Annotated in this window: 20 protein-coding genes; 10 read left to right on the top strand and 10 right to left on the bottom strand. The window is 71.8% G+C overall.

Annotated features, from left to right (window positions below):
- Nucleotides 1-81 precede the first annotated feature (81 nt).
- Genes ABT294_RS31785 through ABT294_RS31800 form a run of 4 tightly spaced genes read left to right on the top strand, consistent with a single transcriptional unit; the run spans nt 82 to nt 6,114 of the window.
- Nucleotides 82-1,614, top strand: a complete 1,533-nt coding sequence (locus ABT294_RS31785; RefSeq protein WP_350810073.1) for an acyl-CoA carboxylase subunit beta — start codon at nt 82-84, stop codon at nt 1,612-1,614.
- Nucleotides 1,611-3,572 (top strand): ATP-binding protein, encoded by a 1,962-nt coding sequence (locus ABT294_RS31790; RefSeq protein WP_350809986.1) that lies wholly within the window; start codon nt 1,611-1,613, stop codon nt 3,570-3,572. Before ABT294_RS31785 ends, ABT294_RS31790 begins: the two co-directional genes overlap by 4 nt.
- Nucleotides 3,569-4,351, top strand: coding sequence for an enoyl-CoA hydratase family protein (locus ABT294_RS31795; protein ID WP_350809987.1), 783 nt, complete (start codon nt 3,569-3,571; stop codon nt 4,349-4,351). Before ABT294_RS31790 ends, ABT294_RS31795 begins: the two co-directional genes overlap by 4 nt.
- A gap of 35 nt (nt 4,352-4,386) precedes the next feature.
- Nucleotides 4,387-6,114 (top strand): acyclic terpene utilization AtuA family protein, encoded by a 1,728-nt coding sequence (locus ABT294_RS31800; protein ID WP_350809988.1) that lies wholly within the window; start codon nt 4,387-4,389, stop codon nt 6,112-6,114.
- A gap of 113 nt (nt 6,115-6,227) precedes the next feature.
- Here ABT294_RS31800 and ABT294_RS31805 read toward each other — a convergent pair whose 3' ends face one another.
- Nucleotides 6,228-7,178, bottom strand: a complete 951-nt coding sequence (locus ABT294_RS31805; protein ID WP_350809989.1) for an ROK family protein — start codon at nt 7,176-7,178, stop codon at nt 6,228-6,230.
- A 294-nt stretch (nt 7,179-7,472) separates the two neighbouring features.
- Here ABT294_RS31805 and ABT294_RS31810 point away from each other — a divergent pair, with 294 nt between their 5' ends.
- From ABT294_RS31810 to ABT294_RS31830, 5 genes are all read left to right on the top strand, one after another.
- Nucleotides 7,473-8,279 (top strand): GNAT family N-acetyltransferase, encoded by an 807-nt coding sequence (locus ABT294_RS31810; RefSeq protein WP_350809990.1) that lies wholly within the window; start codon nt 7,473-7,475, stop codon nt 8,277-8,279.
- Between the two features lie 182 nt (nt 8,280-8,461).
- The gene (locus ABT294_RS31815; protein ID WP_350809991.1) at nt 8,462-9,481 is read left to right on the top strand and encodes a phosphotransferase family protein; all 1,020 of its coding nucleotides are present in this window, start codon (nt 8,462-8,464) and stop codon (nt 9,479-9,481) included.
- Between the two features lie 126 nt (nt 9,482-9,607).
- Nucleotides 9,608-9,823 carry a hypothetical protein gene (locus ABT294_RS31820; protein WP_350809992.1) on the top strand — a complete coding sequence of 72 codons (216 nt, stop codon included), beginning with the start codon at nt 9,608-9,610 and terminating at the stop codon, nt 9,821-9,823.
- Nucleotides 9,824-9,926: 103 nt separating this feature from the next.
- The gene (locus ABT294_RS31825; RefSeq protein WP_350809993.1) at nt 9,927-10,778 is read left to right on the top strand and encodes a helix-turn-helix domain-containing protein; all 852 of its coding nucleotides are present in this window, start codon (nt 9,927-9,929) and stop codon (nt 10,776-10,778) included.
- Nucleotides 10,779-10,847: 69 nt separating this feature from the next.
- Nucleotides 10,848-11,114 (top strand): hypothetical protein, encoded by a 267-nt coding sequence (locus ABT294_RS31830; RefSeq protein WP_350809994.1) that lies wholly within the window; start codon nt 10,848-10,850, stop codon nt 11,112-11,114.
- 48 nt (nt 11,115-11,162) lie between these two features.
- Here the strand turns inward: ABT294_RS31830 and ABT294_RS31835 are convergent, their stop codons facing one another.
- The 9 genes from ABT294_RS31835 to ABT294_RS31875 form a co-directional block, all read right to left on the bottom strand.
- Nucleotides 11,163-11,780 carry a TetR/AcrR family transcriptional regulator gene (locus tag ABT294_RS31835; RefSeq protein WP_350809995.1) on the bottom strand — a complete coding sequence of 206 codons (618 nt, stop codon included), beginning with the start codon at nt 11,778-11,780 and terminating at the stop codon, nt 11,163-11,165.
- A gap of 19 nt (nt 11,781-11,799) precedes the next feature.
- Nucleotides 11,800-12,759, bottom strand: coding sequence for an ABC transporter substrate-binding protein (locus ABT294_RS31840; protein WP_350809996.1), 960 nt, complete (start codon nt 12,757-12,759; stop codon nt 11,800-11,802).
- 9 nt (nt 12,760-12,768) lie between these two features.
- The gene (locus ABT294_RS31845; protein WP_350809997.1) at nt 12,769-13,710 is read right to left on the bottom strand and encodes an ABC transporter permease; all 942 of its coding nucleotides are present in this window, start codon (nt 13,708-13,710) and stop codon (nt 12,769-12,771) included.
- Nucleotides 13,707-14,633, bottom strand: coding sequence for an ATP-binding cassette domain-containing protein (locus ABT294_RS31850; protein ID WP_350809998.1), 927 nt, complete (start codon nt 14,631-14,633; stop codon nt 13,707-13,709). The genes ABT294_RS31845 and ABT294_RS31850 overlap by 4 nt, the downstream gene beginning before the upstream one ends.
- A 44-nt stretch (nt 14,634-14,677) precedes the next feature.
- Nucleotides 14,678-16,690, bottom strand: a complete 2,013-nt coding sequence (locus tag ABT294_RS31855) for an ArnT family glycosyltransferase (protein WP_350809999.1) — start codon at nt 16,688-16,690, stop codon at nt 14,678-14,680.
- Nucleotides 16,687-17,847: a bifunctional glycosyltransferase family 2/GtrA family protein gene (locus ABT294_RS31860; protein ID WP_350810000.1), complete on the bottom strand. Its 1,161-nt coding sequence runs from the start codon at nt 17,845-17,847 to the stop codon at nt 16,687-16,689. Before ABT294_RS31860 ends, ABT294_RS31855 begins: the two co-directional genes overlap by 4 nt.
- Before the next feature lie 37 nt (nt 17,848-17,884).
- Nucleotides 17,885-19,270 (bottom strand): HAMP domain-containing sensor histidine kinase, encoded by a 1,386-nt coding sequence (locus ABT294_RS31865; RefSeq protein WP_350810001.1) that lies wholly within the window; start codon nt 19,268-19,270, stop codon nt 17,885-17,887.
- Entirely contained in the window at nt 19,267-19,962 is a 696-nt protein-coding gene (locus tag ABT294_RS31870) for a response regulator transcription factor (protein ID WP_350810002.1), read from the bottom strand. The genes ABT294_RS31865 and ABT294_RS31870 overlap by 4 nt, the downstream gene beginning before the upstream one ends.
- A gap of 64 nt (nt 19,963-20,026) precedes the next feature.
- Nucleotides 20,027-21,229: a cytochrome P450 gene (locus ABT294_RS31875; protein ID WP_350810003.1), complete on the bottom strand. Its 1,203-nt coding sequence runs from the start codon at nt 21,227-21,229 to the stop codon at nt 20,027-20,029.
- Between the two features lie 87 nt (nt 21,230-21,316).
- On the opposite strand from ABT294_RS31875, the gene ABT294_RS31880 reads away from it, so the two are divergent.
- Nucleotides 21,317-21,877 carry a TetR/AcrR family transcriptional regulator gene (locus tag ABT294_RS31880; RefSeq protein WP_350810004.1) on the top strand — a complete coding sequence of 187 codons (561 nt, stop codon included), beginning with the start codon at nt 21,317-21,319 and terminating at the stop codon, nt 21,875-21,877.
- The last annotated feature ends 67 nt before the right edge of the window (nt 21,878-21,944 follow it).

Genomic DNA, 21,944 nt, shown 5'->3' on the forward strand with positions numbered 1-21,944 from the left:
TCGCAGGCTCAGGGAGGTGGGCGCGTGATCACGAGTCGGCTCGACTCGGCGTCCGAGGAGTTCCTGGCGCGCAGGGAGGCGATGCTGGGGAAGCTGGCCGAGCTGGACGCGGAGCAGGCCAAGGCCGTCGCCGGAGGCGGCGAGAAGTACGTCAGGCGGCACCGCGAGCGGGGCAAGCTGCTCGCCCGCGAGCGGATCGAGCTGCTCGTCGATCCCGACTCCCCGTTCCTGGAGCTGTCGCCGCTGGCCGCCTGGGGCAGCGACTTCCCCGTCGGGGCGAGCGTCGTCACCGGGATCGGGGTGATCGAGGGCGTCGAGTGCGTGATCACGGCGAGCGACCCGACCGTGAGGGGCGGCGCGTCCAACCCGTGGACGCTCAGGAAGACGCTCAGGGCCTCCGACATCGCCCTCCAGAACCGCCTGCCGTACGTCAACCTGGTGGAGAGCGGGGGCGCGGACCTGCCCACGCAGAAGGAGATCTTCATCCCCGGTGGCCGGATATTTCGTGATCTGACCCGGTTGTCCGCAGCGGGAATCCCGACGATCGCGCTCGTCTTCGGCAACTCCACCGCCGGAGGCGCCTACGTGCCCGGGATGAGCGACTACGTGGTGATGGTGCGGGATCGAGCGAAGGTGTTCCTCGGCGGCCCGCCGCTGGTGAAGATGGCCACCGGCGAGGAGTCCGACGACGAGTCGCTCGGCGGGGCGGCGATGCACGCCCGCGTCAGCGGCCTCGCCGACCACCTCGCCCTGGACGAGTACGACGCGCTGCGGATCGGGCGGCGGATCGTCCGGTCGCTGAACTGGCGGAAGCAGGGCGTCGAGCCCGGCGCCGTCCAGGAGCCCGGATATCCGGCGGAGGAGCTGCTGGGCATCGTCCCGGAAGACCTCAAGATGCCGTTCGACCCCCGCGAGGTGATCGCCCGCATCGTCGACGGGAGCGAGTTCGAGGAGTTCAAGCCCCTGTACGGCGCGTCGCTGGTCACCGGCTGGGCCCGGCTGCACGGCTATCCGGTCGGGATCCTGGCCAACGCCCGCGGCGTCCTGTTCAGCGCGGAATCGCAGAAGGCGACCCAGTTCATCCAGCTCGCGAACCAGTCGCGCACCCCGCTGCTGTTCCTCCAGAACACGACCGGTTACATGGTCGGCAAGGAGTACGAGCAGGGCGGCATCATCAAGCACGGCGCGATGATGATCAACGCGGTGTCCAACTCGACCGTGCCGCACCTGACGGTGGTGATGGGCGCGTCGTACGGAGCGGGCAACTACGGCATGTGCGGACGCGCCTACGACCCGCGCTTCCTGTTCACCTGGCCGAGCGCCAAGTCGGCGGTGATGGGCCCCGCGCAGCTCGCCGGGGTCCTGTCGATCGTCGGCCGCGCCTCCGCCGAGGCCCGCGGCCAGGTCTACGACGAGGCCGCGGACGCGGCGATGCGGGAGCTGGTGGAGGCGCAGATCGAGGCGGAGTCGCTGCCGTTCTTCCTGTCCGGACGCCTCTACGACGACGGCGTGATCGACCCGCGCGACACCCGTACCGTCCTCGGGATGTGCCTGTCGGCGATCAACAGCGCGCCTGTGCCGTCGAGCGCGGGATTCGGGGTGTTCCGACCGTGATCACACGCCTGCTCGTCGCCAACCGGGGCGAGATCGCCCGGCGCGTCTTCCGCACCTGCCGCTCGCTCGGCATCGAGACGGTGGCCGTCTTCTCCGATCCGGACGCGGACGCGCCCCACGTCGCCGAGGCCGACCACGCGGTACGGCTCAGCGGCGCGAAGCCCGCCGAGACGTACCTGGACATCGACCGCATCCTGGACGCCTGCCGGATGACCCGGGCCGACGCCGTGCACCCCGGCTACGGATTCCTGTCCGAGAACGCGGACTTCGCCCGGGCCGTGCTGGAGGCCGGGCTGGTGTGGGTGGGGCCCGCGCCGTCGGCCATCGCGGCGATGGGCTCCAAGATCGAGGCCAAGCGGCTGATGGCCGAGGCGGGCGTGCCCGTCCTCCCCTCGCTCGCCGCCGATTCCCCCGAGTCCTCCGCGTGGGAGTACCCGGTGCTGGTCAAGGCGTCCGCCGGCGGTGGCGGGCGGGGGATGCGGGTGGTGCGCGACGCCGGGGAGCTGGCGCGGGAGGTCGCGTCGGCCGAGCGAGAGTCGCTGGCGGCCTTCGGCGACGGGACCGTGTTCGTGGAGCCGCTGCTGGAGGGCGCCAGGCACGTCGAGGTGCAGGTCCTGGCCGACCAGCACGGGACGGTGTGGGCGCTGGGCGAACGGGAGTGCAGCGTCCAGCGCAGGCACCAGAAGGTCGTCGAGGAGTGCCCGTCGCCCGGGATCGGCCAGGAGATGCGGGAGCGGCTCCAGGACGCCGCGGTCAGGGCCGCCAGGAAGATCGGGTACGTGGGGGCCGGGACCGTGGAGTTCCTGGTCAAGGGCGATCGGGTGGCCTTCCTGGAGATGAACACCCGGCTCCAGGTCGAGCACCCGGTCACCGAGCTGGTCTACGGGGTCGATCTGGTCCGGTTGCAGCTGGAGGTCGCGGAGGGGCGGGCGCTGCCGGGCCGGGTGCCCGAGCCGTCCGGGCACGCGGTCGAGGTCCGCCTGTACGCCGAGGACGGCCGGTACCTGCCGCAGACGGGGGTGCTGCGGCTGTTCGAGGTGCCCGGGGAGGTCCGGGTGGACGCGGGGGTGGAGTCCGGGTCGGTGGTCTCGCCGTACTACGACGCGATGCTGGCCAAGATCATCGCGTACGGGGAGACCCGGGCGGAGGCCCTGCGGAAGCTGGTCACGTCGCTGCGGCGGGCGCGACTGCACGGGCTCACCACCAATCGCGACCTGCTGCTCGGCATCCTGACGCATCGCGAGTTCCAGCTCGGCGAGACCCACACCGGCTTCCTCGACCAGCACGACCTGAACGGCGCCCGCCCCGGCGAGCCGCCCGCGGTGAGCGGCGGCGTCGGCGAGCCGTCCGCGGTGGAGGGCGCTGCCGGTGAGCCGTCCGCGCTGGGCGGGGAGCGTGGTGGCGGGCTGTCCGTGCTGGCCGCCGCGCTCGCCGAGGCCGCCGCCAGCAGGGCGGACGCCAGGGTGCTGAGGAGCCTGCCCGGCGGGTGGCGCAATGTGCGGTCGCAGCCTCGGCTGGCCCGGTACGAAGAGGCCGAGGTCGTCTACCAGCCCCTCCCTGCGGGCGTCGCAGTGATCCGTGCGGAACCGTCCAGAGTCGTCCTGGAACGCGATGGGGTGCGGCACACGTTCGAGATCGCCCACTACGAGCGGAAGATCTGCGTGGACTCCCCGCTCGGCTCCGTGGAGCTGACCCCGGTGCCGAGGCTGCCGGAGCCGGTCGAGCACGTCGCGCCCGGCTCCCTGCTCGCGCCCATGCCGGGTAGCGTGCTGCGGGTCGAGGTCCAGCAGGGTGACCGCGTGGCGAAGGGGCAGGCGGTCGTGGTGCTGGAGGCGATGAAGATGGAGCATCAGATCACCGCGCCCGCCGACGGCGTCGTCTCCGCCGTGCACGTCGAGAAGGGGCGGCAGGTCGAGGCGGGAGCCGTGCTGGCGATCATCCAGGAAGGGAACCCATGACGCGTCTGGTCCACAAGCAGCTCGCGGACGGCATCGCGACGATCACGCTGGACTCGCCGCCGAACCGCAACGCGCTGTCGGTACGCCTGCTCGGCGACCTGGAGGAGCGGCTGAAGTGGGCGCTGGCCGAGCCCGAGGTCCGGGTCGTCGTGCTGACCGGCACCGGCCGCGTGTTCTGCTCGGGCGCCGACCTGAAGGAGCAGCGGGCCGAACCGTCCGCGACATCCGCGGGCGCGCCGGTGACCGCGTCCTTCCCGGAGATCCTCGCGCTGATCTGGGAGAGCCCGAAGCCGGTCATCTGCCGCCTGAACGGCACCGCCCGCGCGGGCGGGCTGGGGCTGGTCGCGGCGTGCGACTTCGCGATCGCACCGCTGGATTCGTCCTTCGCCTTCACGGAGGTGCGGCTGGGGGTCGTGCCCGCGATGATCTCGGTGCCGGTGCTCAGGAGGCTGGACCCGCGCGCCGCGGCCGAGTACTTCCTGACCGGCGAGGTGTTCGACGCGGCCAGGGCCGTGGAGATCGGCCTGCTGACGCGGGCCGTCCCGCAGGAGGAACTGGACGCGACGGTCGCGCACTACGCCGGGATGCTCACCAAGGGCGGGCCCGAGGCGCTGGCCATCACGAAACAGCTGGTCAGGGAGGTTCCCGCGATGTCCTTCGAGGAGGGCCTGCAGCGGATGACCGAGCTGTCGGCGCAGCGCTTCACGTCCGAGGAAGGACAAGAAGGCATCGCCGCCTTCATGGAGAAGCGTCCGCCGAGGTGGGTCCCGACGAGCTGAGGAGCCGGCATGTGCACGCACCTGGAGGGCCTGGCATGACGCTGCGCGTCGCCAACTGCAGCGGCTTCTACGGCGACCGTCTGTCGGCGGCCCGGGAGATGGTCGAGGGCGGCCCCATCGACGTGCTCACCGGCGACTGGCTGGCCGAGCTGACCATGCTCATCCTCGCGGGGAACCGCCTCAAGGGCCGCCCCGGTTACGCGCCCACCTTTCTCAGGCAGCTTGAGGACGTCCTCGGGCTCTGCCTGGAAAGAGGCGTGAAGATCGTGGCGAACGCGGGCGGGCTGGATCCGGCCGGGTGCGCAGAAGCCGTCCACGACCTCGCCGCCAGGCTCGGCCTCTCGCCCGACGTCGCGCATGTCACCGGCGACGACCTCACCGCCCGCGACCTCGAGCACGTCAACGCCGACACCGGCGAGAGACTGACCGCCAAGCCGCTTACCGCCAACGCCTACCTCGGCGGACGCCCCATAGCGACGGCCCTCACGGCGGGCGCCGACATCGTCGTGACCGGCCGCGTCACGGACGCCGCCCTCGTCACCGGCCCCGGCATCTGGCGCTACGGCTGGCAGCCCGCCGACCTGGACCAGCTCGCGGGGTCGGTGGTGGCGGGCCACGTCATCGAGTGCGGCTGCCAGGCGACGGGCGGCAACTACGCCTTCTTCCAGGACGTCCCGGACCTGGCCCACTGCGGCTTCCCCATCGCCGAGCTGCACGCCGACGGCTCCGCGGTGATCACCAAGCATCCCGGCACCGGCGGACGGGTCTCGATCGGCACCGTGACCGCCCAGCTCGTCTACGAGATCGCCGGGCCCCGCTACCTCGGCCCCGACGTGGTGGCCCGCTTCGACACGATCACCCTCATGGACGACGGCCCCGACCGTGTCAGGATCTCCGGCGTGCGGGGCGAACCGCCGCCCGACACCCTCAAGGTCGCGGTCAACTACCTGGGCGGCTACCGCAACACCATGACCCTCGTCCTGACGGGCCTGGACATTCCCGCCAAAGCCCGCCTGGCGGAGGCCGCGATCTGGGCCAGAATCCCCCGCGACACCTTCGCCCAGACGGACGTCACCCTCACCCCGTCGGGCCTTCTCCGGATCACCGTCATGGACCCGGACCGGCGCACCGCAGGCAGGGCCTTCTCCTCGGCCGTGGTCGAAACGGGTCTGGCCAGCTATCCGGGCTTCCACGGCCTCACCCCGCCGGGCGACGCCAGCCCGTACGGGATCTACTGGCCCTCCCTCGTCCCGGCGTCCGACGTGCACCCGCAGGTCTTCCTGAACGGCGTCCCCGTGCCCGACGACCCCACCGCCAGTCCGCCCGTCACCGCATCCGCCGACCTCGTCCCGCCCCCGGCGAACGCCGGCGGCGCCTCCGCTCCCCCGCCGCCGGACCGTGACGCCGCGCCCGCCCCCGGTGACGGGCCAACCGTCCGCGTCCCTCTGGGACGCATCGTGGGCGCCCGCTCGGGCGACAAGGGCGGCAACGCGAACCTCGGCGTCTGGGTCGCCACAGCGGAGCAGTACGCCTGGCTGGCGACCTACCTCACGCCGAACCGCCTCAAGGCCCTCCTCCCCGACCTGGCCCCGCATCGCGTCGACCGCTACGACCTGCCCAACCTCCGCGCGCTGAACTTCGTGATCCACGGCCTCCTCGGCCGCGGCGTAGCGGCCAGCCCACGCCTGGACCCCCAGGCCAAGGCCCTGGGCGAGGAACTCCGCGCCCAACTCGTGGACACCCCGGCCACCCTCCTGCCGTAGCCCGCCGGTCTGATCGAAGGCCGGCGGCCCCTGCGACCCACCGCCGTCAACGAGGCCGGCACGCCGGACGATCCGGCGCGGCCTCAGGTCGCGGGATCTCCAGAGGCGGCGGGTTACCGGGCGCGGGCGGCGAGGAGGCCGGCACCGAGCAGTCCTGCGTGGACACCGAGGGACGAGGCGCGGACGCCGGGAGGGTGGCGGAAGGCGAGGCGGGACGCGAGCCGCTCCCGAAGCGGGACGAGGAGCGTGTCGCCCGCGAGCGAGAGCCCGCCGCCGACGACGACGAGCGCCGGGTCGAGCAGGAGCGTGTAGGTGGCCAGGGCGGCCGCCAGCGCCTCCACGGCCTCGTCCCACACGGACGTGGCCTGCGTGTCACCTGCCTCCACCCGGCGGACGACCGCCGCGGCCGAGGACTCCCCGCAACGGGAGGCGATCGCCGAGGCGGAGGCGTACGCGCCGAGACAGCCGCGCTGCCCGCACCCGCAGGGCAGGCCGTCCGGCCAGACCGGAATGTGCCCGATCTGCCCCGCCCAGCCGGACGCGCCACCGTACAGAGAGCCGGAGAGGACGATCGCGCCCGCGATGCCGGTGCCTATGGGGAGGTAGAGGACGTGTCCTCCACCCTCGCACTCACGTCCAGCGCCCCCGCCCTCAGGCTGGTCACCCTCGCGCTCACGTCCAGCGCCTTCGGCTTCGCGCTCGGCAGCACCGGCGAACGCGAGTTCGGCTTCTCCGGCCGAGCGGACATCGTGGCCGAGCGCCAGCGGCAGGTCTCCCCCGCTGAAGGCTTCGGCGGGGACGTCGCGCCAGCCGAAGGCGGCGGAGAAGATCGCGTGCGTCGGCGTGACCAGCCCGGGAACGGCCAGCCCGACCGCTACGGGAGTGAGGAGGCCCGCCGCGTGGGGCCGGGGCCGGGAGAGGTCGGCGATGAAGGACGAGATGGCGGCGATCACCCGATCCGGCCCCTCGGCGCGAGGGGTGGGGCGGCGTTCGGAGTAGAGGATGGTGCCGTCTGACGTGACGAGCCCGCCTTTGATGCTCGTCCCACCGACATCAACCGCCACAAAGCACTCCATCCTCCTATACTCCCCCAGATCCGACAGCAGGAGACCGTCGCTGCGACACCAGCGGCCGACATCCGACGACTCCGGCTGCCGGGCGCGACGCCCAGCGCCGCCCCGCGCACTGCTCGTCGGCGCGCCGCCATCCGGCAGGTCCGGCGACCCCACGCCGCCCTCCGGCAGTCCCGGGAACCCCACGCCGCCCTCCGGCAGTCCCGGCGACCCACCCCGCCATCCGGCGCTTCCGGGCGGAAATTCGGTTGGGCGCGTGGGGGTGCTGCCTGGATGATGTCCGGCATGGAGCCGCGCCGTCTCACCCTGGACGATCTCGATGCCTGCACGAAGCTCGCCGAGGACCGCCAGTGGCCGCCCGAGCGGCACAAGTGGACGCTGCTGTTCGAGGTCGGCGAGGTGTACGGCGTCGACGCGGCCGACGGCGACGGGCTGGCCGCGACGAACGTCCTGACCCGGTACGGCGACGACCACGCCGTGGTCAGCATGGTCCTCACCGCCTCCCGGTACGGCAGGCAGGGGCTGGCGCGCGGGCTCATGGAGCACGTGCTCGACCAGGCGTCCGGCCGTGTCGTGTCGCTGCACGCCACCGAGAACGGCCGCCCGCTCTACGAGCGGCTCGGCTTCCGGACGGTGGGACGGGTCGCCAAGCACACCGGCGTCTTCGAGGGCCGTCCTTCCGGCAGCACGCGCCCGGCCACCGTCGAGGACCTCGACGCCGTCCTCGCCCTGGACGCCGAGGTGTTCGACACCGACAGGTCGGCGCTGCTGCGGCGGATGTTCTCCTTCGGCGAGCGGGTGCGCGTCGCCGAGGGCGGGTTCGGGCACTGCTGGCGCAACGACGGCAACGTAGTGATCGGCCCGGTGGTGGCGCAGGACGAGCGGACCGCCAGGGCGCTCATCGGGGACCTGGCTCTGGACGTCGGCGGCGAGGTCCGCCTGGACCTGGACCTGGCGAAGGAGAGCCTGGTCGGCTGGGCGGGCGAGCACGGTATCGGCGCCCCGTGGCCGGTCTCGCTGATGGTCCGCGACGGCGAACTGCCCGGCGACCGCACCCGGCAGTTCCTGCCGTTCATGCAGGCCCTTGGATGATCACTGAACGGCGCAGCAACTCCCAGGGGCCCGGGTTCACCTGACGAGCGTGGGGCTGCCTCAAGCGGTTCCCCGATTGATCTCGTGAGCGTGGGGCCGCGCGGGTCCGCCTCAAGCGGTTGACCTGGTGAGCGGGCTCTCGTAGGGTCACCGCCAGAATGTCGTTCGGTCGAGGAGCGGCCATGACCTCAACGCACATCGACGTCAGCACCGTCGACCTCGACGCGCTCGGCGCCTGGATGGACGCCCAGGGCCTGCCAGGAGGCCCCGTCACCGGCGTCGCCCCGGTCCCCGGCGGCACCCAGAACGTCATGGTGAGGTTCGAGCGCGGCGGCGTCCCGTACATCCTGCGCAGGCCGCCGCTGCACGCGCGGCAGCAGAGCAACGAGGTGCTGCGCCGCGAGGCGCGGCTGCTCGCGGCGTTGCGCGACACGCCGGTGCCCGTCCCGAGGCTGGTGGCGGCGCAGACGGCCGAGGAACCGGTGTTCTACCTGATGGAGCCCGTCGACGGGTTCAACCCCTCGACCGGGCTGCCCGAGCCGCACGCGTCCGACCCGGCCATCCAGCACCGCATGGGGCTGGAGGCGGCCGCCGCGCTGGCCCAGCTGGGACGGGTCGCGCCCGAAACGCTGCCCGGCTTCGGCCGTCCGGAGGGCTTCCTGGAGCGGCAGGTGCCGCGCTGGCTGCGGGAGCTCGACTCGTACGGGCGGCTCGACGGCTACCCGGGCCCGGACATCCCGCACCTGGACGACACGGCCGCCTGGCTGGAGCGGAACCGTCCAGGGAGCTTCACGCCGGGCGTCATGCACGGCGACTACCACTTCGCGAACCTGATGTTCGCCCACGACGGTCCGAGGGTGGCGGCGATCGTCGACTGGGAGATGTGCACGATCGGCGACCCGCTGCTGGACCTGGGCTGGCTCCTGGCCACCTGGCCGTCGAACGCCGAGCACGTGCCGGGGCTGCCGTCGCCGGCGGAGCTGGTCGCCTACTACGCGGCGCTGTCGGAGCGCGACCTGTCGGCGGTCGACTGGTACGCCGTGCTGGCCTGTTTCAAGCTCGGCATCGTGCTGGAGGGCACGCACGCGCGGGCCTGCGCGGGCAAGGCCCCCAAGGAGATCGGCGACGTCCTGCACGCCACCACCCTGACCCTCTTCGCCAGAGCGCACGAGATCACGCACGGGCGCCTCGAACATCCCTGACGCACTCCCCGGCTGCCGGGTACGCCATATCCCCCAATGCGCCATTTTTCAGAAAACGATCACACAAATCCCTTCGAGACGTACAATTGCGCGCAATTGCAGCCCAATGTTCGGGGAAGGATCGTCATGCGCATGCGGTTCCTCGGCTCCACGTCTGAGGCGGGCGCCTGCCCCACCCTGTACGAGACCGACCGCGGCACCATCGTCGTGCAGGGTCTCCAGGTCACCGACCCCGAGGCGCTCGCGGACCTCCGGGACGTCCTCGACGGCGAGGCGGCGGTCGAGGTCCCCCGCGAGCTCATCACCGAGATCGCCCGCCGGGTCCTGCTGGACGCCCAGTAAGCGCTTTCTCCGCGCCGGGCCCGCCACCTACCGCGATCAATTGATCACGATTGCGTGACTGGGCCTGGCATGATCCTCTCCAGCGGGTCTAGCCTCTTTCGGCGTGACGTCCTTTCAGCAGGCGCGCATCGACCTCGGCAGCCAGTTACGCCAGTTGCGCGAGGCCGCCCACCTGTCCGGCAAGGAGCTGGCCGAACGACTGCACTGGCAGCCGTCCAAGGTCTCGCGCCTGGAGAACGCCAGGCAGACGGCCACCGAGGACGACGTCGTGGTGTGGGCGCAGGCCGTCCAGGCCGCTCCGGAGACGACGGACGAGCTGATCAGTCAGGCGATCACGCTGCTGGAGCGGCACGACGACTGGAAGCAGCGGCACCGCAGCGGCCTGGCCGCGCTCCAGGAGGACATCCGCGACCTGGAGGCCCGCACGAAGCTGTTCCGCGTGTTCGAGCCGGGCATCGTGGTGGGGCTGCTGCAGACGACCGAGTACGCGCGGCACGTGTTCCGCAAGGTCAAGCGGCTCTACAGCGCGGCCGACCAGATCGACGCGGCCGTCCGGGTGCGGATGCAGCGCCAGGAGATCCTCTACGACCGCAGCCGCACGTTCCGGTTCGTCGTGTTCGAGTCGGCGCTGCACACCCGGCTCGCGCCCGCCGACGTCATGCGCGGCCAGCTCGACCGGCTGCTCGCCGTCAGCACGCTGCCGAACGTGGAGTTCGGCGTGATCCCGTTCGACGCCGAGCTGCCGTCGTCGCCGATCAACGGGTTCTGGATCTACAACGACGCCATGGTCGGCGTGGCCACCATGACGAAGGACCTGGTCCTGCGCGATCCGGACGACGTCGCGCTCTACGTGCGCGCGTTCGACGACTACGCCAAGGTCGCGGCGTTCGACGAAGCCGGACGAGATGTCATCATCCGTATACTTCACGGCCACGGACGACAACCCTCACATTAATCCCCGCAATTGCTTGCCGCCCGCCCCAAGATCGTGCAATTCTGTCGCGAGACGTTGCGGAGGTGACGCATGATGCTGGATACGGCGCTCTGCCTCAAGCAGTTCGCATGGCACGCAGGTCGTCACGCTGACCTGTCGGTTCAGAGTCTGGCCCTGGCCTCAGACCCGGCCTACGTGGCGGTCCGCAACCGGTTTTCGGCCACACTGGCGGAGACGGTGACGTGCTCCGAAGAGGGGGCGTTCGTCACGTCCTGGGGCTATCGGCTCGGCAGCACCGACGACGTCGAGGCCGCCGCCGCCCGCCTCGCCTTCCTCCTCGCCGCGCTGCCCGCCTGACCCCGCGCACGCCCACCCGGCCCTCGGCTTGACGGACGGGTTCGCGCCTCAGGAGAAGGCGGTGACCGGGACTCCCGCCTCCTGGGCCGCGGCGGTTCTGGCGTGGGTGAGCAGGCGGCCGCGGGTCAGCACGTTGGGGTGCAGGGTGTAGCGGATGATCAGGCCGTCGAGCATGGCGTCGATGCGCTCCGCCGAGCCGGGCGGGTCCTCGCAGGTGAACTCCCCCGCTTCGGCGCCCGAGGCGAGGACCTGCGCCAGCGCCTCCAGCCAGGCCGTCTCCAGCTCCAGCATGATCGCGTTCACCGCCGGTTCGCGCAGCGCGGTGTTCCAGGCGTCGATCCACAGCAGCCAGCTCTGGTCGGAGCGCGACTCGGGGATGTAGTAGCGCAGCACCCGGTCCAGCCGCTCGACCGCCGTGCCGGGGCCGCCGGCCAGCTCGGCGAGCCGGGCGCTCTCGATGTCGAGAGTGGCCTTCAGCATGGCGACGATGAGCTCGTCCTTCGTCGCGAAGTGGTAGTGGATCAGCCCGCCGCTGACGTTGATCGACTTGGCGATGTCGGCGATCCGGGTGTGGGCCAGGCCCTTCTCCAGCACTACCTTGCGGGTGGCTTCGAGCAGTTCGGCTCTGCGCTGGTCTGCCTGCTCGGCCCTGGTCCTACTCGACACCGCCCAAGCTTATCCGCCTTCAGCAGCCCGCCTTGTAGAGGACCTGCTGAATCTCCGGGCTGTCCACGTTGTCCCTGGTGACGATCGTGGCGTCCGTCGGGATCGAGGGGGTGACCTGCCGGCCCTTGACGGCCGCCACCGCCTGCTCGACGCCCTTGGCGCCGATGTCACCGGGGCGCTGGGCGATCAGCGCCTGGACGACGCCGTCCTTGAGCTGCTTGACCTGGGCCGGGCCCGCGTCGAAGCCGACCATCTTGACCTGGCCCAGCTTGCCCGCCTGCTGCAGCGCCGAGCCGGCGCCGGTGGCCGAGTTGAGGTTGGTGGCGAAGACTCCGGCGAGGTCCGGGTCCTTGGCCAGGGCCGCATTGACGATCTTGCTGGCTTCTCCGACGTCGTTGTGCGAGTACTGGACGCCGAGGTACGAGATGTTCGGGTGGCCGGCCTTGATCTCCTGCTCGAAGCCCTTGATGCGGGCGTCCACCGTGCTGACGCCGGGGTCCGTCGAGATGACCAGGGCCTTGCCCTTGTCGCCGATCTGCTCGGCCAGGGCCTTGGCCGCCGCCGCGCCGCCCTTGAGGTTGTCGGTGCTGATCCGGGACAGGCCGATGCTCTGGTCCTCGACCACCGTGTCCACCAGGATGATCTTGATGCCCTGCTGCTTGGCCTGCGTCAGCGGGGCGATCATGGCCTTGACGTCCGTCGGGGCGATGAGCAACGCGTCGGGCTTGCCTGCGACGACCGAGTTGACGATCGGCGTCTGCAGCGTCGGGTCGAACTTCTGCGGCCCCTGGACGTCGAGCTGCACCCCCAGCTCCTTGGCCTTCGCCTTCGCGCCGCAGGCCATGGTCTCGTAGAACTCCTCACCCGCCAGGCCCTGGACGAGCGCGACCCTGGTCTGGCCACCGCCCCCTCCCCCCGACGCCTGGCCGCAGGCGGCGACCGTCAGCAGCAGCGTTCCCAGTGCCAGTGCCTTGCGCATGGTGCCTCCTCAAGTGTCGCGTCTGCCACGCTGCCGCTGGTCGGCGTAGACGGCGGCGACGAGCACGGCGCCCACCACCACCTGCTGCCAGAACGGCCGCACGCCGAGGATCTGGAACCCGTTCTGCAGCACGACCGGGATGAACACCCCGATGACGGTCCCGACGACGGTGCCGACACCGCCGAACAGGGACGTGCCGCCGATCACCACCGCCGCGATGGCCTGCAGGTTGTCGGTCGAGTGCGCGGACACGCCGGTGATGCCGTACTTGGCCAGCGACAGGTATCCGGCGAGCCCCGCGAGCAGCCCCGCCAGCCCGTACACCCTGACCAGGTGCCGGTTGACGGCGACACCGCCGCGGCGGGCCGCCTCGGCGTTCGACCCGATCGCGTACGTGTGGCGGCCGAAGCGGGTCGCCGCCAGCACGGCGCCGAGCACGGCGACGATGGCCGCGCAGATCCACACGATGAGCGGCACGCCGAGCGCGCGCGCCAGTCCCAGGCCCAGGTTGAGCTCGGTGGGCGCGCGCAGGTCGACGCCGCCGGTCAGCAGCAGCGCGCCGCCGAGTGACATGCCGAGCGTGCCCAGCGTCACGATCAGCGCCGGAATGCGCCCCAGGGCGACCAGCGTGCCGTTGACGACACCCCAGGCCAGCCCGGCGAGGACGGCGACGGCCGCGCCGAGCGGCAGCGAGCCGGTGGCGTCCATGGTCCTGGCGGCGGCCACGGCGGAGAACACCAGCACGCCGCCGACCGACAGGTCGATGCCGGCCGTGATGATCACGTACGTCATGCCGGTGGCGAGCAGCAGCAGGATGGCCGCGTCGCTGACCAGGTTCAGCAGGTTGAAGGGGGTCGCGAAGCTGCCGGGCCGTAACGCCGAGAACGCCGCCAGCAGGGCCGCGAGGACGACGGCGATCCAGAACACCTGCGCCCCAGCCAGCCGCCTCACTCGCCGCTCCCCTGCGCTCCCGCCCCGGACTCCCCGGGCGGCCGTTCCGGTAGGCCGGGTTCCGGGTCGGCCTGCGTACGGATCTCGGGCGGCCGTTCCGGTGGGCCGGGTTCGGGGTCGGCCTGCGTGCGGATCTCGGGCGGCCGTTCCGGTAGGCCGGGTTGCTGTTCGAGTGCGCCGGTCATGGCTCCGACCAGGTCCTCCATCGAGGCGGTCGCGGTGGCGAAGCGTGCCACCCGGCGGCCCAGGCGCAGCACCTCGACACGGTCCGAGACCGCTTTCACGTCCTGCATGTTGTGGCTGACCAGGACCACGGCGACGCCGGAGTCCCGCACGACGCGGATGAGGTCGAGGACCCGCTGGGTCTGCACCACGCCGAGCGCGGCGGTCGGCTCGTCCATGAAGACGACGCGGCGGGCCCAGGTGACCGCGCGGGCGACCGCGACCCCCTGCCGCTGACCGCCCGACAGCGCCGACACCGGCGCCGTCTGCGACTTCAGCCGGACGCCGAGCCGCTCGCACGCCTCGCGCGTGCGGCGGCGCATGGTCGCGTTGTCGAGCAGCCCGAGCAGCCCGAGCAGCCCTGGCAGGCCGGGCCTGAGCAACTCCCTGCCGAGGAAGAAGTTGGCGGCGGGGGTCAGGTGCGGGCACAGGGCGAGGTCCTGGTAGACGGTCTCGATCCCGGCGTTCCTGGCCTCCTCGACCGAGCCGAACGCGATCGGCCGGCCGTCGATCGCGAGCTGCCCGCCGTCGGGCCGCTCGACGCCTGAGAGGATCTTCGCCAGCGTGGACTTGCCCGCGCCGTTGTCGCCGATCAGGGCGACCACCTCGCCGGGCGGCAGCGTGAAGTCCGCGCCGCGCAGCGCCTCGACGTGGCCGTAGTTCTTGACGATTCCGCGGGCTTCGAGCAGCGGTGCGCCCATAGACCCATCAAGAGCGGGGCTGACATCGTTGTCAACCCCGCGATCTAGCCGGCCGAGCAGTCGTAGAGGCCGTCCTGGCCGTCCACGGCCTTGCAGTTGGCCTGAACCCAGGCCGTGACCTCGGTGTTTCCTCTGCCCGGCCCGCCCCTGCCGGCGCCCGGCAGGACGTAGCGGAGGCTGCCGGACGCGACAAGCTTCTTCAGCCGGTCCACGGTCATGGCGGGGTCGCCGCCGGTGAAGCCGCCCATGGCGATGACGGGTTCGCCGGTGGACAGGATGATCGACGACGCTTCCTGGGCGCTGCTCACCGCGACGAGCCAGGTGGCCTTGCCCTGGTTGGCCGTCAGGTAGGAGACGAGCGCGTCGCTGACCCGCCGTCCGGGGCCGCCGCCCATGGGGAACGAACGGCGGTCCTGTCCGGGAGGCCGGCCCAGGGCGCCGGGTCGCTCGTCGCCCATGGGCGGGAGTCCGGCCTGTGCCGGACGCATCTGGCCGCCCGGCCCGGACCCCATCCGTCCCGTGACCGGGCCGGCGGTCGGGTTGGCGCCGTTGACCTGCGACTGGAGCGGCGTGACCGCGTACGCGGCGGGCCCGGCGAGGGCGGCGAACACCGTGGCGACCAGGGCCGCCGTGGCGATCCTGACGGCGACGTCCGTCCGCAGCCTGGCCAGCAGCAGCCCTGCCGCCGCCAGCGCCGTCGCCGCGAGCACCGCCCACGCCAGCCACGGCACGAACTCGGGCGTCCGGCGCAGCACCGCGAACGACCACCCGCCGGTGACCGCGACCCCCAGCGGCAGCGCCCATGCCCAGGCCCGCGACCGGCGGTACAGCTGCCACATGAGCACGCCGCCCATCCCGGTCACGGCCGCGACCGCCGGGGTCATGGCGGTCGTGTAGTACGGGTGGAAGGTGCCGCTGGAGAAGCTGAAGACGACGACGTGCACGACCAGCCACCCGCCCCACACCAGCCACGCCCCACCGGGCACGCTCGCCGGGCCCCTCCCCAGGCGCGGCAGCAGCAGGGCGAGCACCAGCGCCAGCGCGCAGAACGGCAGCAGCCAGGAGATCTGACCCGCCATCGTGTCGTTGAACAGCCGCCCCGCGCCCGACTCGCCGCCGAACGAGGCGCCGCCACCACCACCGGGGCCGCCGCCCTGGCCGAAGATCCGGCCGAGGCCGTTGTAGCCGATGACCAGGTCCCGGACGGAGTTGTCGGTGGAACCGCCGACGTACGGGCGGGAGTCCGCGGGCCAGAGGTCCACGGCCACCATCCACCAGGCGCTCGACACCGCCATCACGACGCCCGCCGCCACCAGGTGCGCCAGCCGCCTCCCCAGGGGGTGCCGGGCGCAGAACAGGTAGGCGACGGCGAAGGCGGGCACGACCAGGTACGCCTGGAGCATCTTGGCGTTGAAGGCCAGGCCCACGAACAGCGCGCACCACAGCAGCGCGCGCAGCCGCCCGGTGAGCAGCGACTCCAGGCAGAACCAGGCGGCCAGGGTCAGCAGCAGGACGAGGATCGGGTCGGGGTTGTTGTCGCGGTTGATCGCCACGGTGATCGGCGTCAGCGTCATCACCACGGCCGCGACCAGCGCGGCGGCGTGCGCCCGCGCTACCGTCCCGTTGACGGTCCGGGTGCCCGCCTCCGGGAAGGTCCGTGGTCCCGTCCCCCGGGAGGCGGCAGGACGCTCCATGGCGCGGCGGACGGCGGAGAAGACCAGCGCCACGGCGGCCACGCCGGCGAGGGCCTGCGGGAGCAGCATGCTCCACGTCCCGAAGCCGAAGATCCGCGCCGACAGGCCCATCACCCAGAGCGCCAGCGGCGGCTTGTCGACCGTGATGAACGAGCCGGCGTCGAGCGCGCCGAAGAACAGCGCCTTCCAGCTCTCGGTGCCCGAGCGGACGGCGGCGGCGTAGTACTCGTTGGCGTTGCCGCTCAGCGCCCAGGTGTAGAGGACGAAGGCGGCGACGAGCACCGCCCACAGCGCGGGACGCGACCAGCGCGGGTCTCCGGAGGGGCCGAGGAGGAACCGGCGCCCGATGGGGGTGACGGTCATCGGGACGTCCTCCGGTTCGGGTGGAACACCCACACCCGGAGCAGGAGGAACCGGACGAGGGTCGCCAGCGCGTTGGCGACGATGACGGCGAACAGCTCGACGCCGTGCGAGACGCCGTCGGGCAGCAAGGCCAGCCCACCGGAGGTGAGCGCCAGCCCGACGAGGAACGCGATCAGCCCCTCGACCTGGTGCCGCACGGCCCCTTGCGGGCCGGTCACGCCGAAGGTGAAGCGCCGGTTGGCCGCGGTGTTGGCGACGGCCGTGCTGAGCAGCGCGATCGCGTTCGCGACGAGCACCGGGGTGACCTGCCGCAGCAGCGAGAACAGCAGCAGGTAGGCGAGCGTGCTGATCACGCCGACGACGGCGAACCTGGGCAGCTGCCTGGCCATGCCGCGCGGCAGCTGGGCCTGCTGGACCCTGGCCGGGACGGGCAGGCGGGCGGCGCCCGACACGGTCCTGCGGGCGACCCTGGCCAGGCCGCGCAGGTCGTCCAGCGCGGTCTGGACGATGTCCACCCGGCTGTCGGGATCGTCCACCCAGTCGACGGGCACCTCGTGGATGCGCAGCCCGTGCCGCTCGGCGAGCAGCAGCAGCTCGGTGTCGAAGAACCACTGCTCGTCCTCGACGGCGGGCAGCAGCGCCTGCGCGATCTCGGTGCGCACGGCCTTGAACCCGCACTGCGCGTCGGAGAAGCGCGCGCCCATGAGCGAGCGGAGCAGCAGGTTGTAGGTGCGGGAGACGAACGCGCGCTTCGGCCCGCGCACCACGCGGGACGCCCGGGCGAGGCGGGTGCCGATGGCCAGGTCGCTGTGGCCCGACAGCAGGGGCGCGACCAGGGGCAGGAAGGCGTCGAGGTCGGTCGACAGGTCCACGTCCATGTAGCTGACGACGTCCGCGTCGCTGCCGGACCAGACGCGGCGCAGGGCCCGGCCGCGCCCCTTGTCGTCCAGGTGCACGGCGCGGACGTGCGGTAGTTCGGCGGCCAGTTCGCCCGCGAGCTGCCAGGTGTTGTCGGTGCTGGCGTTGTCGGCGATGGTGATCCGGAAGCCGTACGGGAACGTGCTGGTGAGGTAGTGGTGCAGCCGGCCGATGCTGTCGCGCAGGGCCCGCTGCTCGTTGTGGACCGGGACGACCACCTCGACCAGGCGCGTCCTCACTGTAGTTTCCATGCCCCTTAGCTCACGGCTTGGGCATTTAATGCGACTTATCCGATTCTGAGCGTGGCGTGAGATTTCCCGGCAGCAGGATGCTCGCGATCGCGCCGCCGTCCGGGGCGTTGGCCAGCCGGACCGTCCCCCCTGCCTCGGCCACGGCCTGCGCCACGATCGCCAGGCCCAGCCCCGAACCGGGCAGGCCGCGCGCCGACGGGGAGCGCCAGAAGCGCTCGAAGACGTGCGGCAGCTCCTCCTCGGGGATTCCCGGGCCGTGGTCGCGCACGGTCAGCTCGCCACCGCGCAGCACCACCTCGACCTGGCCGCCCGGGCTGAACTTGGCGGCGTTGTCGACGAGGTTGAGCACGGCACGTTCCAGGGACGTGGCGCTGCCGACGACGTACCAGGCCCCGACGTCGGTCGTGACGTCGGCGCCGCGCAGCCGCGCCCGCTCGACCGCGGCCCTGACCACCTCGTGCAGGCCCAGCTCGACGTGCGGCTCGTGGTCGGTGTCGCCGCGGGCGAGCTGGAGCAGGTCGCCGACCAGCGTGGACAGCTCGGCGAACTGGGCCTTCAGGTTGACCAGGAGGCGCTCCTTGGCGCCGGGGTCGAGCCGGCGGCCGGTCTGCTCGCTGCGGAGCAGCAGGTCGATGTTGGTGCGCAGGGTGGTGAGCGGGGTGCGCAGCTCGTGCCCGGCGTCGGCGACGAGCTGCTGCTGACGGTCGCGCGACCCGGCGAGCGCCGTCGTCATGGCGTTGAAGGACGAGCTGAGCCGGGCGATCTCGTCGTTGCCCTGCACCGGGATGCGGGTGTTCAGGTCCTCGGTCCTGGCGATGTGCTCGACGGCCTTGGTGAGGCGTCCGACCGGGCGCAGCGCCGTCCGGGAGACGAGCAGGCCGGCCCAGACCGCGACGAGCACGCCCAGCACGGCCACACCGGCGAGCAGGACCGCCAGGCGGCCCAGCGTGCTCTGTAGCTCGTGCAGGGGTCTGGCGACCATGAGCGCGGTGTTCTTGTTGACGTTCGAGGTGAGCACGCGCATCGGGGTGCCGTCTGCGGCGTAGCCGTCGCGGAAGACGGCCTCACCGGGGTAGCCGGCGGCGACGCGTTTGTCGTCGTCGGTGACGTTGATCGCCACATTGCCCATGACGCACTGGCGGCCGTCGGCGAGGACGATCTGCACCGGCTCGAGGAAGGGCGGGCGGCCATGCTCGCCGCGGGGGGGCTCGGTCGGCTTCGGCAGGCAGTGCCGCTCCGCCCCCCACATGTCCTCCCGCGACGGGCGTATCGTCTTCAGCGACTCGTTGAGCTGCCAGGACAGCTCCCTGCGGACGAGGTACCAGCAGCCCACAGCCGAGATGGCGACCGCGATCGCCACGGCCGCCGCGACCAGCAGCGTCATCCTCGTGCGCAGGCTGCCCCGCTTCATGGTGCGGCCCGGAGCACGTACCCCACGCCGCGCACCGTGTGGATCACGCGCGGCTCGCCGTCGGCCTCGGTCTTGCGCCGCAGGTACATCACGTACACGTCCAGCGAGTTGGACGTCGGCTCGAAGTCGAAGCCCCACACCTCCGCCAGGATCTGGTCGCGGGTCAGCACCTGGCGCGGGTGCGCGAGGAACAGCTCCATCAGCAGGTACTCGGTCCTGGTCAGGTCGAGCCGCCTGTCGCCCCTGGTGACCTCCCTGGTGGCCGGGTCCATGCGCAGGTCGCCGTAGCTGAGCGTGTCCTCCTGGGCGGCCGCGCTGAGCGCGCTGCGCCGCAGCAGGGCGCGGACGCGGGCCAGCAACTCGTCCAGCTCGAACGGTTTGACCAGGTAGTCGTCGGCGCCCGCGTCGAGTCCGGAGACCCGGTCGCCGACCGCGTCGCGGGCCGTGAGCATGAGCACCGGCACGTGGTTGCCCGACGCCCTGAGCCTGCGGCAGGCGGTGAGCCCGTCGAGCCTGGGCATCATGACGTCGAGCAGCACCGCGCCGTACGCGTCCCGCGCCAGCTCCTCCAGCGCGGCCTGCCCGTCGTTGGCGGTGACGACCTTGTAGCCCTCGAACTCGAGGCTCGACTTGAGCGCCTCACGCAACGCGGGCTCGTCGTCCACCACCAGCAACCGTGCGAGCTCACTCATGCTCACAACCTAGAGGCCCATCATGAGAACCCCATGAGCGGCTCGGTGCTGTTCCAAGAGGAAGTCACCAGGTGACCGGCAGGGCGTGCAGGCCGAAGATGACGCCGTCGTACTTGAACGGCAGTTCCTCGTCGCGCACCGGCACGCGCAGGGTCGGGACACGTTCGAACAGGGTCCGGCAGGCGATCTCCACCTCGGCCCTGGCCAGGTTCTGGCCGAGGCACTGGTGGACGCCGTAGCCGAAGGCCACGTGGTTGCGGGCGCCGCGCTCGACGTCGAACTCGTCGGGACGCTCGAAGGCGCGCTCGTCGCGGTTGGCCGACGCGCCGAGCACCAGGATGGCCTCGCCCTTCCTGACGGGCTGGCCGCCGATCTCCTGGTCCTCGGTGGCGACCCGGTCGAAGGCGACCCAGTCGACGATCGAGTGGTAGCGCAGCAGCTCGTCGACCGCCAGCGGCCAGCGGTCCGGGTCCTCGCGCAGTCTGGCGAGCTGGCCGGGGTTGCGCAGCAGGGTGAGCACGCTGAGGGGGATCATGTTCGCGGTGGTCTCGTGCCCCGCGACGAGCAGCAGGAAGGCCATGCCGACCAGCTCGTCGTGCGTCGCCTCGCCCGCCGTGACGAGCCGTCCGATCAGGTCGTCCTGGGGGTTCTTCGCCACCTCGGTGACGAGGGCGTCGAGGAACTCCCTGATCTGCATGGCCGCGCGGTAGCCCTTCTCGGGGTCGCCGGCGGAGGAGACCAGCATGCGCGTCCTGGACTGGAAGAACTCGCGGTCGGCGTAGGGGACGCCGAGCAGCTGGCAGATGACCAGCGACGGCAGCGCCAGCCCGAACGCCTCGACCAGGTCGGCCTCGTCGCCTGCCGCGAGCATGTCGTCGATGAGCCGGTCGGTGGCCTCCTGGATGCCCGGGCGCATGTCCCTGACCCGCCGCACGCTGAACTCGGGGATGAGCATGCGACGGAAGCGGGTGTGTTCCGGCGGGTCGAGGTCGATGAACTGGCCGACCCTGAACCGTTCGGCCGCTTCGAGCTGCTCGGGGGTGGGTGGCTCCGGGCTGAGCAGGCCGTTGGGGTGGCCGGGGGTGGCCGGGTTCGTGCTGATGCCGGTGCCGACCAGCACCTGCTGGGCTTCGGCGTGCCTGGTCACCAGCCAGACGTCCCCGCCGGGCAGCGACGCCCGGACGAGCGGGGCCTGCTCGCGCATCCGCCCGTACTCCTCGGGGGGCGCGAACGGGCAGGTGCGCTGGATCGGGAAGGAAGGGGTCATAGTCTGCTCCCTACGAGCCGGGCTCCATTGCTTACTTACGTGAAAGTAAGCAATGACTCGGCTGGACGTCAAGGGAACGGGAGTGGAATGGCCGGGCGGCGGACCGACACGCGAGACCGGATCCAGCGCGTGGCGCTGGAGCTGTTCTCCGAGCGGGGATACGACAAGACCACCCTGCAGGAGGTCGCCGAGCGGCTGGACATCACCAGGCCCGCGCTCTACTACCACTTCCGCACCAAGGAAGACATCCTGGTCAGCGTCATGGAGGTGCTCGTCACGTCCGTCGAGGAGCTCATCGCCTGGGCCCGGGCGCAGCCCGCGACCGCCGAGGCCCGGCTGGAGATCCTGCGCCGGGTCGCCGACCTGCTGGAAGACCAGTGGCGGCCGCTGATGAGGTTCGCGCAGGTCAACCATGGCGTGATGGGAGATCTGCCGATGGGCGCGCGCATGCAGGAGAGCGTCGTCACCATGCTGTCGGTGCTGGCGGTGCCGGGCGCGGCCCCGGTCAGGCAGTTCGAGGCCAGGCTGGCCGTGTTCGCGGTGATCCTGGCCAGTGTGCCGACCATCTTCGGGATGGACGAGATCCCGGAGGACGAGCGCACGGCGGTGGCCCTGGAGGTGGCCGCCAAGCTGATCTCAGACCGGTAACCGCCCTCGCGCAGCCGACCGAGGCGGGCGGCGTCGCGAGGCGGCTCGTCTGGGCGGCGGCGCGGGC

This window comes from Nonomuraea sp. NPDC000554 (assembly GCF_040300065.1).
Lineage (GTDB): Bacteria > Actinomycetota > Actinomycetes > Streptosporangiales > Streptosporangiaceae > Nonomuraea.

Coding starts and splice junctions, on each gene's coding strand:
- ABT294_RS31865 (WP_350810001.1), bottom strand. CDS start 19,270: ATGAAGCGGGGCAGCCTGCGCACGAGGATGACGCTGCTGGTCGCGGCG.
- ABT294_RS31840 (WP_350809996.1), bottom strand. CDS start 12,759: ATGCGCAAGGCACTGGCACTGGGAACGCTGCTGCTGACGGTCGCCGCC.
- ABT294_RS31875 (WP_350810003.1), bottom strand. CDS start 21,229: ATGACCCCTTCCTTCCCGATCCAGCGCACCTGCCCGTTCGCGCCCCCC.
- ABT294_RS31830 (WP_350809994.1), top strand. CDS start 10,848: ATGATGCTGGATACGGCGCTCTGCCTCAAGCAGTTCGCATGGCACGCA.
- ABT294_RS31850 (WP_350809998.1), bottom strand. CDS start 14,633: ATGGGCGCACCGCTGCTCGAAGCCCGCGGAATCGTCAAGAACTACGGC.
- ABT294_RS31820 (WP_350809992.1), top strand. CDS start 9,608: ATGCGCATGCGGTTCCTCGGCTCCACGTCTGAGGCGGGCGCCTGCCCC.
- ABT294_RS31870 (WP_350810002.1), bottom strand. CDS start 19,962: ATGAGTGAGCTCGCACGGTTGCTGGTGGTGGACGACGAGCCCGCGTTG.
- ABT294_RS31855 (WP_350809999.1), bottom strand. CDS start 16,690: ATGACCGTCACCCCCATCGGGCGCCGGTTCCTCCTCGGCCCCTCCGGA.
- ABT294_RS31880 (WP_350810004.1), top strand. CDS start 21,317: ATGGCCGGGCGGCGGACCGACACGCGAGACCGGATCCAGCGCGTGGCG.
- ABT294_RS31785 (WP_350810073.1), top strand. CDS start 82: ATGCTGGGGAAGCTGGCCGAGCTGGACGCGGAGCAGGCCAAGGCCGTC.
- ABT294_RS31810 (WP_350809990.1), top strand. CDS start 7,473: ATGGAGCCGCGCCGTCTCACCCTGGACGATCTCGATGCCTGCACGAAG.
- ABT294_RS31795 (WP_350809987.1), top strand. CDS start 3,569: ATGACGCGTCTGGTCCACAAGCAGCTCGCGGACGGCATCGCGACGATC.
- ABT294_RS31815 (WP_350809991.1), top strand. CDS start 8,462: ATGACCTCAACGCACATCGACGTCAGCACCGTCGACCTCGACGCGCTC.
- ABT294_RS31800 (WP_350809988.1), top strand. CDS start 4,387: ATGACGCTGCGCGTCGCCAACTGCAGCGGCTTCTACGGCGACCGTCTG.